10 protein-coding genes and 2 tRNA genes are annotated in these 13942 nt (G+C 56.1%); 6 read left to right on the top strand and 6 right to left on the bottom strand.

Going from position 1 to position 13942, the window contains the following annotated elements; translation table 11 throughout:
• The first annotated feature begins 71 nt into the window (after positions 1–71).
• The 3 genes from gcvH (at position 72) to ACYVGU_RS16325 (ending at position 2247) form a co-directional block, all read left to right on the top strand.
• Positions 72–452, top strand: coding sequence for a glycine cleavage system protein H (gene gcvH / locus ACYVGU_RS16335; RefSeq protein ID WP_460613700.1), 381 nt, complete (start codon positions 72–74; stop codon positions 450–452).
• A gap of 26 nt (positions 453–478) precedes the next feature.
• Positions 479–886, top strand: coding sequence for a VanZ family protein (locus ACYVGU_RS16330; RefSeq protein ID WP_460622938.1), 408 nt, complete (start codon positions 479–481; stop codon positions 884–886).
• 92 nt (positions 887–978) lie between these two features.
• Positions 979–2247 carry a M28 family metallopeptidase gene (locus ACYVGU_RS16325; RefSeq protein ID WP_460622937.1) on the top strand — a complete coding sequence of 423 codons (1269 nt, stop codon included), beginning with the start codon at positions 979–981 and terminating at the stop codon, positions 2245–2247.
• A 363-nt stretch (positions 2248–2610) separates the two neighbouring features.
• On the opposite strand, the gene ACYVGU_RS16320 is transcribed toward ACYVGU_RS16325, so the two are convergent.
• Both ACYVGU_RS16320 and ACYVGU_RS16315 read right to left on the bottom strand, forming a co-directional pair.
• Positions 2611–3156 (bottom strand): hypothetical protein, encoded by a 546-nt coding sequence (locus ACYVGU_RS16320; protein WP_460613697.1) that lies wholly within the window; start codon positions 3154–3156, stop codon positions 2611–2613.
• 337 nt (positions 3157–3493) lie between these two features.
• Positions 3494–4390 (bottom strand): YicC/YloC family endoribonuclease, encoded by an 897-nt coding sequence (locus tag ACYVGU_RS16315; RefSeq protein WP_460622936.1) that lies wholly within the window; start codon positions 4388–4390, stop codon positions 3494–3496.
• 422 nt (positions 4391–4812) lie between these two features.
• Here ACYVGU_RS16315 and ACYVGU_RS16310 point away from each other — a divergent pair, with 422 nt between their 5' ends.
• Both ACYVGU_RS16310 and ACYVGU_RS16305 read left to right on the top strand, forming a co-directional pair.
• Entirely contained in the window at positions 4813–6024 is a 1212-nt protein-coding gene (locus ACYVGU_RS16310; RefSeq protein ID WP_460622935.1) for a glycosyltransferase family protein, read from the top strand.
• Between the two features lie 22 nt (positions 6025–6046).
• Complete coding sequence (locus ACYVGU_RS16305) at positions 6047–7318, top strand: lipopolysaccharide biosynthesis protein (protein ID WP_460622934.1); 1272 nt, start codon at positions 6047–6049, stop codon at positions 7316–7318.
• Positions 7319–7336: 18 nt separating this feature from the next.
• On the opposite strand, the gene ACYVGU_RS16300 is transcribed toward ACYVGU_RS16305, so the two are convergent.
• The gene (locus ACYVGU_RS16300; protein ID WP_460613693.1) at positions 7337–8320 is read right to left on the bottom strand and encodes an AAA family ATPase; all 984 of its coding nucleotides are present in this window, start codon (positions 8318–8320) and stop codon (positions 7337–7339) included.
• 352 nt (positions 8321–8672) lie between these two features.
• Between ACYVGU_RS16300 and ACYVGU_RS16295 the strand changes: the two genes are divergently transcribed.
• The gene (locus ACYVGU_RS16295) at positions 8673–10316 is read left to right on the top strand and encodes a T9SS type A sorting domain-containing protein (RefSeq protein WP_460622933.1); all 1644 of its coding nucleotides are present in this window, start codon (positions 8673–8675) and stop codon (positions 10314–10316) included.
• Between the two features lie 73 nt (positions 10317–10389).
• Here the strand turns inward: ACYVGU_RS16295 and ACYVGU_RS16290 are convergent.
• The 3 genes from ACYVGU_RS16290 to mutS all read right to left on the bottom strand — a co-directional run bounded on the left by ACYVGU_RS16290 (position 10390) and on the right by mutS (position 13763).
• A tRNA-Leu gene (locus ACYVGU_RS16290) sits at positions 10390–10472 on the bottom strand.
• Between the two features lie 229 nt (positions 10473–10701).
• Positions 10702–10777: transfer RNA gene (locus tag ACYVGU_RS16285), tRNA-Gly, on the bottom strand.
• Positions 10778–11051: 274 nt separating this feature from the next.
• Positions 11052–13763, bottom strand: coding sequence for a DNA mismatch repair protein MutS (gene mutS, locus ACYVGU_RS16280; protein WP_460623402.1), 2712 nt, complete (start codon positions 13761–13763; stop codon positions 11052–11054).
• Positions 13764–13942: the final 179 nt, after the last annotated feature.

Here is a 13942-nt window from a genome sequence, read left to right as displayed (position 1 = left end):
CCTTTTTAACCTGTACTTTTGGTCCGGCGCCCCGGCGCGCCTTCTTTCATTGTTACCCAAACCGCACCCTCATGAATCTGCCCGCTAGCCTGAAGTACACCAAAGAGCACGAATGGATCCGGATTGAAGGCGACGTTGCTTTCATCGGCATTACTGACCACGCTCAGAAGGAACTTGGCGACATCGTATATGTGGACATTGACACCCTCGATAAAGAGGTAGCTCAAAACGAAGTATTCGGCACGGTGGAGGCTGTGAAAACGGTTTCGGACCTGTTCAGCCCCATCACTGGCACCGTACTGGAAGTAAACGAGCAGCTTGATGGCAGCCCGGAGCTTGTAAACTCGGACCCCTATGGCGATGGCTGGATGGTGAAAATTTCCATCTCGAACCCTGCTGAGCTGGAGGGCCTCCTGAACTCAGAAGCTTACGGCGAACTGGTAGGCGCGTAAGCGGCCTTACCCCTGTTTTACTGGCCGTGCTAACTACCGCGCCGCCCCCGACCCGTCGCCGAGCCCTAGTGGCTCTGCCGCTGGCGTGGGCGGCGCTGGTGTTTGCTCTAACCCTGACCCCAGCGCGCTCCATGCCCGAAACGCCGCACTGGGAGCTATTGTCATTTGACACCGGCGCGCATGCTTTTGTCTTTTTAGTGCAGTCGGTCCTGACGGTTTTCTCGGCCCGACGTCAACGTTGGTTTCCGGCGTTGCAGGCGAATGCGTTCCGAGTTGTGCTGGTGTTTACGCTGGTAATGGGCACCGGCATTGAGGTGTTGCAGATGTGGATGGACCTAGGCCGCAACGGTGAATGGTCGGACATCATCAGTGATGCTATTGGTGCCGTGGGTGGGTTGCTGCTGATGTGGGGCCTGCGGCGCTTCTGGCAATGAGGTGGCACCGGAGCGCTATACACCGGCAATTCCGCCTCTTAGCCTGGGCTAGCCTGGGGTGGTTGGCGGCCGTACCGAGCCTAGCGCAGGACATGCCTCGCGTGCGAAGCACGATTGCTACACTGGCTTCTCCAGCTTTCCAAGGCCGAGGGTACGTGCGCGGCGGCGACCAGAAAGCGGCCCGTTACCTGGAGCAGCGCTTCCGCAAAATTGGACTTCAGCCGCTTGGCTCCGGTTTTCGGCAGCCCTTTCCTCTTACCGTTAACACCTTCCCGGGCGCGCTTAAACTCCGATTGAATCGTGCCCTGTTTCCGTTTCCGTTGCTGAGCAACCAGCGTCGCCTCCGTCCTGGCCTCGATTTCATTGCGGCTCCCGATTGTGGCCCAGGCCGACTAGGCATCGGTCGAACCCTAGCCTATTTGGATAGTACGCTCCTCACTGATGGTGCCGCCCAGCAACGTTTTCTGCATTTCACCAGTTATCCAGGCACGGTAGTAGTCTCGGCGCGCACTAAAACTCAGTTGGCTCAGTACCCGCCTGAAATCCGCCAGCGTCTCGATTCGGCTGCGGCGGTAATTACGCTGGTCCCGAAACTGACCGCTTCCTTATCTTCCAGCCAAAGCCGACAGATACGATTGGAGGCGCTGCCGCACCCATGGCTAACCGGGGTTAATAATGCTGGGAGCCCGCCTGCTGCTACGGCCAAGCTGCGGGTAGATGCTGAGCTAAAAGCCGCGTACTCCACGCAAAACCTAGTAGGGTACCTGCCGGGACGTATCCAACCCGACTCATTTCTGGTGGTTTCCGCGCACTACGACCACCTCGGTCGCCAGGGCAGGCGCGCCCTGTTTCCCGGCGCCAACGACAATGCCAGTGGCATAGCTATGCTGCTGGAACTGGCCGCCCATTATGCCCGCCCCGAAAACCGCCCCGCGTATTCCGTAGCCTTCATTGCTTTTGGAGCCGAAGAAGCTGGACTGCTAGGCTCGAAATATTTTGTGGAGCACCCCTTAGTGCCACTGAGCCAAATTAGGTTTCTGCTGAACCTGGATTTGCTGGGTACGGGGCAAGATGGCATCACGGTGGTCAATGGCCGAGTATTCGAGCCGCAGTTTCAGCAGCTCAGCCAACTTAATGCGGCGGGCAACTACGTACCTTCAGTAGCGGCCCGCGGCCGCGCGGCCAACTCCGACCATTACTATTTTTCGGAGCGCGGCGTGCCGGCCTTTTTCGTCTATACCCGTGGCGGAATCAGTGCCTACCACGATGTGCACGATAAAGCTGAGACGCTACCCTTAACGGCCTTTTCCAACGTCTTCCAGCTCCTGCGCGACTTCCTGAATCAGCAAGGAGCGCGGTAGCCTACTGGTCTATCATACCAAGTAGTGTGAACTGTTGGAAACAGAAATGGTAGGCGAGGCATCTCGCGTGCGGACATTGAAACAGTAATCCATACCTCCAGCTCTGCCAGACGGACTCATCTAGTCATGCATACGTGACGATGCATACGTACTAGGCACTCCAACAAGGCAAACTAGGCCGACTCGCGCGCCTAGGTCTAATGCCTCATCTCCTATCCTTGCAACACGCGTAAACTGCAGGTAGTCCTCGCTTCTTTTATTAGCAGAGTCTTGAACACGAAAAAGCCTGCACATGCTAGCGTGGCTAGGATGTGCAGGCTTTCCTATATCTACCGCGGTTAGGGCCGGGGCAGAGATATTGTTCTAGCTATTGGCTTTGAACGAAGCCATGATCTGCTTGGCTACGTTTTCCCACTCAGGCTTCTGACGGTCAGCGCAGGTGAAGGTGCACATGAGCAGTTTGCCTTCCACGTCGGTGAAGAAAATGAGGTTGTATACCTCATGACCCAACTCAGGCTTCATCAGCTCCATGTAGCCAACCTTGCGGCCGTTCACTTCTTTCACGCCGTGGTTGAACCACTTCGCTTCTTTGAACTGCTTGGCGTAGGTCTTGTAGAAGTTATCCGAGTACATCTCGATCATGTCCTGATCGGCGGTGTTGTCAGTGTAGGAGAAGGCAATGCTGGCCTCCTTGCTGTTGGTATAGATTACGCTCGGACGGCTCTGGGCTTTAGCGTAGTTAAAGTCCATTTGCTGTTCGCTCATCACCTCAAACCCTTTGGGAATGAGAATTTCCACCCGCTCGCTCAACACGCGCTTTTTTATCAGCTCCACTTCAGCGAAGGGACGGGCAGCCATCAGCAAAAGCATCAGGCAGAAAACAGGGGCAGCGAGTAAGACTTTTTTCATAAGTATGGATTGAAAAAAGGTGGATATCAAAAGCAAACTGTGGTCCGCAGAGTGAAAAGCCGCTCTGTTTGGATAACACAATTTACGTACAAAATTAGCAGATGCAAGTATTTTACAAAATAATAGTTCCACTTCAGGTAAAAGCCAGAACTATTCAACGCTCAAAAACATCAAATACAACCTTTAAACAAGGTTTTTAGGCGATATAGATTTTTTTTATCAAACCAAGCCATGCCTGAAAAATCCCAATTATATATTGGGAATAGTCAATAGTTAATGCTAGCGGCAAAGTTCTATTTACAGCCGCAAAAACCAAGCATTCTATAGACCGTGGTACTTACAGAATGTTATTGATTTGTTCCTTGATTTTTTCAAGCTCCTCCTTCATGCCCACCACTAGGTGTTGCACGGTAGAGTCGTTGGCCTTGGAACCAATGGTGTTGATTTCGCGGCCTATTTCCTGCGATATGAAGGCTAATTTCTTACCTGTGGGCTCAGGTAGCCCTACGGTCTCGGTGAAATAGTGTAAATGATTGACCAAGCGCACTTTTTCCTCGGCGATGTCTAGCTTCTCGATGTAGAAAAGAATCTCCTGCTCGAAGCGAATGGCGTTGAAATGCTCGCTGCCCGTAATATCGGCCATGTGGGTTTGCAGGCGTTGGCGCACTAGCTCAATGCGGGTGGGGTCGTAGCGCTCTACCTCGGCCAGCTGAATGCGGATACGGTCAATGTAGCCCAGAATCTCGCTGGTAAGCGCCTGTCCTTCGTCGCGGCGGAACTGGTGTACCCGGTCGAGGGCTTCCTGAAGCAGCGGTAGCAGCTCTTCCCAGGGCGTTTCCTCCTCTTCTTCCGTCGCGGCGGTGGCATCAGTGGGGATACGCATGGCACCAGGCAAAGCGTGCGCAATGGCCGTCAGCTGCTCCAGGGATAAGCCCACTACCCTGCTCAACTCCAGCAACTCGTGGCTGGCTACCCGTAGGGCTTCGGTATTTACAATGGAACCTTGGGCGCTGGTAGCGCGCGGGCGCACAAAGTCCAAGTTCAGGTTCACCTTGCCCCGAATCAGGCTTTTGGTCACCAGATTGCGGATTTCCAGCTCCCGGTCTTGCAGGAAACGGGGCAGGCGCAAACTCAGATCAAGCGTTTTGGAGTTGAGCGACTTGATTTCGATGGTTGCGGAATAGCGGTCGGTTTCGCGGTGAGCGATACCGTAGCCGGTCATGGACTGGAGCATGGTAGAAAGGGGCAAATGGAACTCAAAAATAAAGATTACTTGGGCAGGGAGGAGTGTACGGCGTAAGTTGCTAAGCAGCCAAACAGCCAGAACTTGCTGCTTTTCTACAGCACCTCACGCATGCTGGGTGGGGCTAGCAGCTTTGTGGCACCGTTGGCGGCCGGGCATACACCCAGTGCTAGCTCTCTCAACTGAGCAAAGCCAGCAATGCGTGCCTATTACTAGGTGCAGCCGCAAAACACAGACTGATAGCTACAATATTACGATTCAAACTAACCGTTGCAAATGGCGACGCTTGCGCAGGCCGTTGCGGCGGTTTGCCACCTAGCGGCACCTAGTGATTTGGCAGGGCCGCACCTAATTGGGCTGCCCGGCACTACTTTTACTAGCCCCCACATCTGCCCCAACCTGTTTTGCCTGCCATGCGCATCCTGCATCTGCCTAAGTGGTACCCCAACCGCTACGACGACCAGGATGGCAATTTTGTGGCTCAGCATATTCAGGCCATCGAGCAGGGTAGCGCCCTCGGCACCGCTCCACTTTCCATGGCCGTTGTATTTGCCGCTGTTGCCCGCAGCCCCTTACCACACTTCATTGAATTTGAAGCGGTTGTCGAAAATAACATACCCACGTGGCGCTACTATTATCGCTCGCGCATTACGGGAATACGATACCTCGATAAACTGCTGAAGCTTGTTTTATGGCTCGTGTGCATGCAGCGCGGCCTGCGGGCGGTACACCAGTACTGGCACGGAAAACGACCCGAGGTGGTGCACGCACATGTTCTGTTTCGCACGGCCGTGCTGGCGTGGTGGCTTAAGCGCCGGCACCGAATCCCGTATCTGCTAACGGAGCACTGGACGGCTTTTCTGCCTGTAAATTCGGGGCGCCTAGGGTGGTTTCGGCGCCAGATGGCTGGGTTTCTGGTACGCCAAGCCGATGCCGTTACGCCCGTATCCGAAGACTTGCGCCAGGCTTTGGCCGGGTTAGGTGCCACCAATCTGCACACCACCGTTATTCCGAATGCGGTTGATATGCACGTGTTTCGGCTCCCGGCAACTCCGGAACCGCGGCATGGGCTGCTGCATGTGGCAGCGTTTAATGAGCAGGCCAAAAACCTCAGTGGCATTCTGCGCACAGTAGCTTCTCTGCGCATAACGTACCCTGAGCTACACGTGCAGTTGCGCATAGCTGGTTACGGTCCGGCCGAAGCGCAGCTACACCAGTTGGCTTCAGCGCTAGGTTTGCTTTCAGATGGAACCGTTACGTTTCTGGGGAAGCTGAGTCCAGCCGAGGTGGCCCTGGAAATGCAGCGGGCGCAGGCCCTAGTGCTGTTTTCTAATTACGAAAACCTGCCCTGCGTCCTGATTGAAGCCCAGGCAAGCGGACTGCCGGCCGTGGCAACGCGCGTGAACGGCATACCTGAACTGCTGCCCGATGATGGCTCCCGGGGCCTGCTGGTGCCACCCCAAGACGAAGCCGCCCTGGCTCATGCCATTCAGAATATTCTGCAGGCGCCGCCGCATCAGTATGATGCCACGAAGTTGCGCGAGGCGGCAGTCAGCCGGTTCAGCTACCCGGCGGTAGGGGCTGCCTTCCGGCAGCTATACCATCAGGTACTAGGCCGGCGCTAGCGTCAAACCCCTCCCCCGACCTATGCTGCGCCGCATCGTCCGTAATTTTGCTACCCGCCTAGCCACGGCTTTCCTGAGCTTCGGGATAGTGTGGCTGACGGCGCATTACCTAGGCGCCGCCGGGCGGGGTACTATCAGTCTGTTCGTTACGGATTGTGCGCTGCTGCTGCTCTTTATCGGGTTGTTTGGCGGCTCTTCCCTGATATACTTGGCACCGCGCCGCAACTTGTGGCACTTGCTGGGGCCCGCTTACGGTTGGGCCGTGGTAGTGTGTCTGGCTGGAACCGCAACCATAGCGTGGCTCCGACACCCTGAGGCAGCGTACCTCCAGCATTTGGGCGCCCTGAGTGTGCTCCAGGCTTTTTTCTCCATAAACACGTCTCTGCTACTAGGCCGCCGGCGCGAGGCAACCTATAACAACTTGCTGCTTTTGCAGGTGGCGCTGTTGGCTGTGGGGTTGGGGCTGGCTTTCAGTTCAAGTCCTGCCGCGCGCACTATAAGCACATACTATACGGCTGCTTACGTGGCTTTCGGGTTGCCACTGCTGCTGAGCCTAGTAGCTTTACTTCGGCAACCCAACTACCAGCGCCACAGCCGCCTACGACTCCGTGCTACGGCCCGCGAGTTGGCTCGGCACAGCCGAGGAGCCCATTTTTCCAACATCATCACCTTTGCCAATTACCGGCTGGGCTACTACTTTTTGGCTCACTTCGCCGATATCCGGGCCGTGGGGGTGCTATCGGTGGGGGTAGCGCTGATGGAGGCTATCTGGCTGATTCCGCGCAGTACGGCTCTGGTACAATACGTTGACCTGGTGCACACAGCTTCTGCTGGCCCTTTGTCCGATTCGACCTTACGCGTCAGCCGGCTAACGCTGCTGGGCACCTTTGCGGCAGCGATGACCCTAGTAAGCCTCCCTACAAATTTATTAACTGCTGTTTTCGGGCCGGAATTCGGGGCCGCCCGTCCTCTAATGGTGCTGCTGGTGCCCGGCACCCTGGCCATTGCCGTTCAGTTGCTTCTAAGCAGCTATTTTGCCGGCTTGGCGCGCTACCGCATCAACAACTGGGCCTCGGTGCTGGGGCTGGGCGTTACGCTGGTAGCGTGCTCGGTGCTGGTGCCGCGCCTGGGCATTCGGGGCGTGGCCCTGGCTTCCTCTCTCTCCTACCTTACTTCCTGCGCGTATTTACTGGTACAGTTCCAGCGAGCCACAGGCCTGAGCCCAATAGCCTTCCTGCCGCGCCTCTCCGATATGGCGTATTACTGGCACCTTGTGCGCAAGCCGGGCCGCTAGGTGCTACTTATATAATAACTAGCTGATCGGGACTTTGCGCAGAATGGCGTCTATCATATCCTGGGTTCGGATGCCATCGGCCTCGGCCTCATAGTTGAGCAAGATGCGGTGATTGAGCACATCGGCAGCAACTTCCTTAATGTCTTCCGGCAACACGTAGTCGCGCTCATCGAAAAAGGCCACGGCTTTGGCCGCCCGGTGCAGCGCAATACTAGCCCGTGGGCTCACGCCAAACTGTACGTACTGCTGAAACTCCGCCAGATCGTATTCCGCTGGCTTGCGGGTGGCAAATACCAGCTCAATAATATACTTCTCCAGCGTTTCTGAAATCTGTACCTGATTGATCTGCTGGCGAATACCAAAAATATCTTCCTTAGTCAGGACCGGGCTAACTTCTCCCACATAGCTCATGTTGGCCATGCGGCGCATCACCTCCAGTTCATCAGTTTTCTTGAGGTAGTCCACATACACCTTCATCATGAAGCGGTCAACCTGGGCCTCAGGCAAGGGGTAAGTACCCTCCTGCTCCACCGGGTTTTGGGTGGCCAGTACCAGAAACGGCAGATCCAGCGGATAGGTGGTTTCGCCAATAGTCACCTGCTTTTCTTGCATCGCCTCCAGCAAGGCACTCTGCACCTTCGCTGGTGAGCGGTTTACCTCATCTGCCAGCACCAGATTCGCGAAGATGGGTCCCTTCTTCACCTCAAACTGCGACTGGTTCTGATTGTAAATCATAGTGCCCACCAAATCTGAAGGCAGCAGATCGGGCGTGAACTGCACGCGCTGAAAGTGCAGGTGCAGCACCTTAGATAGTGTACTGATAGTAAGCGTCTTGGCTAGCCCGGGCACCCCTTCCAGCAGAATATGTCCTCCCGTGAAAAGCCCGATCAGCAGGCGGTTCAGCATGTAATGCTGGCCTACTACCACCTTGCCTACCTCGGCAAATACTTGCTTGATTTTGTGCTGGTAATCGGGTGCCGAAGCAGGCTGCGGAGGCATCATACAGAAGCGAAACAGGTCTAATACGCTTAAAGGTAGAGAAACCCGCTCATTCCTGGCGTCTTCAGGGGTCAGGCCCGCTTACCTGAATATTTTACGCTCGTATTTCCGGGCCCGCTATCCCTAGTTCATGACATAGATCATCATTAAGTAAACCATATTTATTCTTTGATAAGAAATAATTAAAACTAACTTAGTACTACTGAAGCACTTATTGCTGTGCTGTTGATTCTGTGCTGCTCTATCTATCTGTCACATCTGTGGCAGCGCCCCATTGCCACTCTATTCTGGTTCCCAAACGCGTCTTCGAAACGTTTGCCGGCTCTTGTCACTTCTTACTCTTATCTGATCCGCTATGAAAGCATGTTTTCTTTCTTTCGTTTTGCTGCTGAGCTACCTAAATGCCAGCGCGCAAGCCAACTGGCACTGGCTTCAGAAGCTCAACAGTGCCGGAACAAACGTTCGGGCCAATAGCATTGCTACCGATAAGTCGGGTAACAGCTTTATAACGGGCCAGTTCTCTGGCACCGTCAGCTTTGGCCGCACTACGCTCACCAGCCGGGGCGATAATGACCTGTTTCTGGTGAAGTATAACCCCGGTGGTAAGGTGATGTGGGCCTCACAAATTGGGCGCGGCCCTAACCCGCAGCCCTACCGGAATTACTCTGCCTCCGGGGCCGATGTAGCGGTGGATGCGGCCGGGAACGTGTACGTAGCCGGGAATTTTGAACGCGAGGTATCGTATGGCAACGTTATCGTACCGGGCATCAGCGAACACAACACCACCGCTATGTTGGCCAAATTCGACCGAAAAGGCCAGGTGCAGTGGATTCAGGCCTTTGGCATTACGGATTATAGTTGTATAGCCACTGCCATTGCGACCGATGCGGCCGGCAATAGCTATATAACCGGCCTATCCGCCTATGGCGGCATCCGGTTCGGCGACATAGTGGTAGGCCACAGCCGGCGGGTAATGTACGTGGTACGCTACACCACTACCGGGGCCGTAGCGTGGGCTAAGGTATCGTCTAACCGCAATAGTTATGGTGCATCTGGTACCGATATAACCCTTGATGGCCGGGGAAACTGCATTGTAGGGGGACACTTTAGTGCTGAGATGGAGCTAGGCGGGCATTACCTGACAACTAGTGGGGGGGATGAATTTCTGGCTAGTTTGAAAACAGCAACAGGAGATGTAAGCTGGCTGAAACGTAGCGGGGGTACTGCTCTGCTCAATGCCCTCGGCGCCGACCGACAAGGCAATATCTATGTAGCTGGCACGTACTCCGGCAGCACCTCTTTTGGGGGGCAGCCACTGAATAGTGCCGGGGGCACCGATGCCTTTCTGGCCCGCTACAGCCGTGCGGGCGATGTGCAGTGGACTACCTCAGTCGGGACCAGCTCCAACGAATCGGCTACCGGCCTGACCACAGACGAGCAAGGATACAGCACGCTCATCGGGTGGCGCACGTCAACCGACCCTCAGGTTTCCTCCTTTATTCAAAGCTTCCAGCCCGATGGCGACGTGTACTATGCTGAAAACCTAGATTCCAGCGGCGACACCAAAGCCAAGAGCATTGCGCAGGACCAATCGGGCAAACTGTATTTACTAGGTGAGCTTTCCGGGAAAGGCTCTTTCGGCCGGGTTGGCTTTAACGTTGGCAGCAGCCCGATCAACTTTGTTGCCCGCTTGCATATACTAGCGCCTCGCTCCGGCAACAATGGTGGGGCCAATGCCATAGTGGAAGTGTTTCCGAATCCAACCAGCCAACGGCTTGTGGCCGAGCTGACGTGGAACAAAGCCGGCATGCTGCTCGCAGGCCAGGCTACCTTGCACAACGCCATGGGGGCCGCCGTAGCTACCCAACCATTGCTAGCCGCCACTTCGTCTCAGGTTCGGGCGTTGTTTGACTGCTCGAAGCTGCCCAAAGGGTTGTACGTACTGCGCATGCGCACCACCGATGGCACCATCTATACTAAAGGAGTAGAGGTGCGCTAGCGAATGCAGTAGAAATTGCTAGGCCAACGCGCAATAAAAAAGCCCCTTTGCATGCTGCAAAGGGGCTTTTTAGTACCAGAGACGGGACTCGAACCCGTACGTCCGTGAAGACAAGGGATTTTAAGTCCCTCGTGGCTACCATTACACCACTCTGGCAGGTGAGGCTGCTTTTGCCTGCACAGGCACCTAGCAGCAGGATAGCACGACAAAGTAACTGCAAAATCAGCAAACGATGAAGGCAACGCTTCCTTTTCTGGCCCCGAACAGGCCTAAAGAGCAGGTAACACAGTTTTGGCGGGCCTGTTACGTACTGAAAGCAGTTGCGAGCAACCACACACAGCCTGCTATAAAGCAAAAGACCCTGCCGTTTAGCAGGGTCTTTACTTGGAGCGGGAGACGAGGTTCGAACTCGCGACCTCGACCTTGGCAAGGTCGCGCTCTACCAACTGAGCTACTCTCGCTTTTGATCTTGGCGCCGTAGTGGCGTTTTGATGTGACAAAGGTAATACAGGAAATCCTGAAGTCAAGAGCCAGCCCTAAAAAAACCGCTAGAAAATTCTGTTTTCAGCCCTTTCCAGCTGATTCTCAGTCAGAAAAATTTCACCTGAAAACCTTGATTTTGCTCGGCATTACAAGTTTTATCTGCCGGTTGCGTCCTGTAACCAACCTAGTGACTGGCAAACGTCCCGCAAAAAGCCAAGCCACCTGATACGGCAGCTTGGCTTTCTGGAGTGCTTACTTGCTGCCAGCCGCCAGCTTCAGCTCGTTGAGTTTCAACAGGGCCTCGATGGGGGTGAGTGTATTCACATCCAGGGCGGCCAGTAGTTCGCGCACGCGTTCCAGCGCTGGGTCGGCGGGCTCGAACATGCTGAGCTGCAGGCTGGGGCGCGGGGCGTTGTGCACGGCCGCAGCGGGCTGGGCTTTTGGGCCTCGGCGAGCGGCTTCTGAGGCTGGTGAATGCCCATTAAGCGGTACTACTTTCCCCGTTCCAGGCTCCTCATCCAGGCCGGCCAGCACTTCATCAAACTCCGTGGCTGCCTCTGTATCCACGCCGGTTGAGGTGCGCTCCTGCTCCAGGTGGTGCATGATTTCGTTGGCGCGCAACACGACTGAGGTAGGCATACCAGCCATACGCGCCACATGAATGCCGAACGAGTGCTCAGAGCCACCTTCGCGTAGCTTACGCAGAAACAGAATGCGGCCGTCAGCTTCCTTTACGGCCACGTTGTAGTTGCGCACCCGTGGGCAGTCGTCGGCTAGCTGGTTGAGCTCGTGGTAATGGGTAGCAAACAGCGTTTTGGCCCGGGCCTTCGGGTTGTTGTGCAAGTGCTCCACAATAGCCCAGGCAATACTGATACCATCATAGGTGCTGGTGCCGCGCCCGATTTCGTCCATCAGCACGAGGCTGCGGTCGGAGAGGTTGTTCAGGATGGATGCCGTTTCGGTCATCTCCACCATGAACGTACTTTCGCCTTTGCTGAGGTTGTCGGAGGCACCGACCCTAGTAAAAATCTTGTCGATAACACCCACGTGGGCCGCATCGGCCGGCACGAAGGAGCCAATCTGGGCCAGCAGCACAATCAGCGCGGTTTGGCGCAGCAAGGCCGATTTACCTGCCATGTTGGGGCCGGTAATCACCACAATCTGCTGGTGGTCCTGGTCAAGGCAGATGTCGTTGGGAATGTACTGCTCGCCGGGCGGTAACTGGCGCTCGATGACGGGGTGGCGGCCCGCCGTAATATCAAGGGTAGTAGAATCATCCACCACGGGCTTCACGTAGCGGTGCTGGCGCGCCGTGGCCGCAAACGAAGCCAGGCAATCGGCTACGCCAATGGCGCGGGCATTCTGTTGAATTTGAGCCACATACTCGGCCGCAAACAGCACCAAGTCGTTATAGATATTCTGCTCAATGACGAACAGGCGCTCCTCGGCGTGCAGGATTTTCTCCTCGTAGGTTTTGAGCTCCTCTGTAATGTAGCGCTCGGCATTCACTAGGGTCTGCTTCCGGATCCAAGTGCTTGGCACCTTGTCCTTGTGCGAGTTCGTGACTTCGAGGTAGTAGCCGAACACCTTATTATAGGCCACCTTCAGCGACGAAATGCCGGTTTCCTGAATGGCGCGCTGCTGGAGCTGGAAGAGGTAGTCTTTGCCCGAGAAGGCCATGGCCCGGAGCTCATCTAGCTCCTTATCCACGCCATCGTTCAGCACGCCGCCCTGGTTGGTCAGGATGGGGGCATCGGGGCGGATTTTGGCCTGAATTTCGTCGCGCAGAGCGGCGCAGGGGTTTAGTTGATCGGCCAGCTTCTGCAGGGCCCGAATGCCGGAAGCAGCTAGTTGTTCGCGCATCGGGCTGATGGCTTCCAGAGCCCTAGCAAGTTGGGTGAGCTCGCGCGGGTTAATGCGGCGCACGGCCACCTTGGAAATCAGGCGCTCTAGGTCGTTAATCTGGCGCAAGTGCTGGAGCAGGGTTTCCAGCAATTCGGGCGTTTGGAGCAGGGCTTCAACGGTATCGAGGCGGCGCTGAATCTGGGCGGGCTCCTTCAGGGGAAGCACCACCCACTTGCGTAGCAGGCGGGCGCCCATGGGCGTTACCGTCTGGTCGAGAATATCAATTAGGGGCACGCCACCGGGGTGCTGGGGCTGCACCAGCTCCAAGTTGCGCACCGTAAACCGGTCGAGCCACACGTACTTGTCCTCCTCCAGGCGTCCGATGCTGCCGATGTGGCCCACGTCGGTATGCTTGGTTTCGGCGAGGTAGTGCAGAATGCAGCCGGCGGCCGTAATTCCTTCGCGCAGTCCGTCAATACCAAAGCCTTTCAGCGAGGTGGTGTTAAAGTGGCGCGTAAGCGTGTCGTGGCCGTAATCAAACCCGAATACCCACTCATCGAGGGCAAAATGGCAATAGTCGGGGCCGAAGTGGCTTTCAAACTCCTGGCGGCTTTTCTTGCAAAATAGCACCTCGGCGGGCTGAAAATTCTGGAGCAGTTTGCCCAGGTACTCAATGGTGCCCTGCGCCACCAGAAACTCGCCAGTGCTGATATCCAGAAAGCTGATTCCGGCCTCGTGCTTGCCGAAGTGCACGGCGCAGAGGTAGTTGTTGGAGCGGCGGTCCAGCACGTTGTCGTGCAGGCTCACGCCGGGTGTTACCAGCTCCGTAATGCCGCGTTTTACTAGCCCCTTGGCTTGCTTAGGGTCTTCGAGTTGGTCGCAGATGGCTACGCGCTGCCCGGCCCGCACCAGTTTGGGCAGGTAGTTATCGAGGGCATGGTGCGGAAAGCCCGCCAGCGGAGTCTCCGACGAAGTGCCCGCGCCGCGCTTGGTAAGCGTGATATCCAGAATGCGGGAGGCCGTAACGGCATCTTCGCCAAAGGTTTCGTAGAAGTCGCCCACGCGGAACAGGAGCACGGCGCCGGGGTGGGCCTGCTTCAGCTGATAATACTGCTTCATCAGCGGCGTATCAACTACGGGAGCGGGCCCGAGGGAGCCATGCGTGCGGATGGGCTTTTTATTGGGGTCGACGACTTTCGTTTTCACTAGCAGATCATGTGGCGCAAAGCTCCAGCTTGGCACAGAGGGGAACCACCGAGGCGGGCATTGGGGCACGGGTGGTGGTGCGCCCTAATGCA

The sequence above is a fragment of the Hymenobacter tenuis genome (assembly GCF_054780495.1).
This window is presented reverse-complemented; position numbering and strand designations above follow the sequence as displayed.